This window comes from Streptomyces sparsus, assembly GCF_054776295.1.
This window is the reverse complement of sequence record NZ_BAAHCA010001294.1, coordinates 1-1,066: the sequence shown is the minus strand read 5'-3', so window position 1 is coordinate 1,066 and position 1,066 is coordinate 1. Positions and strand designations below refer to the sequence as shown.

Sequence of the window (1,066 nt, the reverse complement as noted above, 5' to 3'; positions counted from 1 at the left end):
GACACCCCCGGCACGGCAATGGAGCTCGACCGCGCCGAGACCGACCTCGCGATCGGCGACTCCACGACCGCCGGGGTGCGGCTGACCGCCCACCGCACCGAGGACGTGCCGGGCCGGCTCACGGTGAGCGCGCCGAAGGGGTTCACCGTCCGCGCGCCGCGCCGGGTCACCGTGCCGCGGGGCGCGCAGACGACCGCCCGGGTGGAGATCACCGCGGGTCCCGACGTGGAACCCGGCAGCCACCGGGTGCCCGTCGTCTTCACCTCGAAGGACGGCGACCGGCACGAGCAGACGCTGACCGTGCGGACCGGCCCGCGCACCGAGCAGCGGGACGTGGCCCGCGGCGCCCGCACCGACTCGTCCGGCGACGAGACGCCGGACTTCCCCGCGTCCGCGGTCACCGACGGCGACCCGGAGACGCGCTGGTCCTCCACCGAGCGGGACGACGCGTGGGTGCAGGTCGAGCTGGACCGCCCCACCGAGGTCGGCGCGGTGCGGCTGCACTGGCAGGAGGCGCACGCCGCCCGCTACCGGGTGCGGGTCTCCTCGGACGGGCGCCGCTGGCACACCGCGGCGGTGGTGAAGGAGAGCCGGGGCGGTCACGAGACGGTCCGGGTGGACGCGCCCGGCGACACCCGCTACGTCCGGGTGCAGGGTGACAAGCGGGCCACCCGCTTCGGCTACTCGCTGTGGTCGCTTGAGGTGTTCGCGGTCGAGCAGGACACGAAGGAGGATCGGGAGGAGCGCGAGGCAGCGGATCCCGAGCCCGGCGGCGACTCCGGGAGGGGTCCGGCCGACGGCGGCGAGCAGGGCGGCGGCGCGGAGCAGCGGGACGACGGGACGGCCGGGGACCAGGGCCCCGGCGCCGACGGGCCTGCGGACGACGACGGACGGGACGGCACACCCGATGCCCGCGGACAGGACTCCGACGGGCAGGCCCGGTCCGGCTCCGACAAGCGCCCGACGCCGGCCGAGTAGACCGGACGGCCCACACCCGCCGAACGGCCCTCACCCGCCGGACGCGCCGAGTCGACAGGGCGGGCGCGTGTCCCGGGAGCAGCTCGCG

1 protein-coding gene is annotated in these 1,066 nt (G+C 77.1%); it reads left to right on the top strand.

Going from position 1 to position 1,066, the window contains the following annotated elements:
- Window positions 1-978: discoidin domain-containing protein (locus ACYVE9_RS27990; RefSeq protein ID WP_461030685.1), on the top strand; the 978-nt coding region annotated here is incomplete at its 5' end.
- Between the last annotated feature and the right edge of the window lie 88 nt (window positions 979-1,066).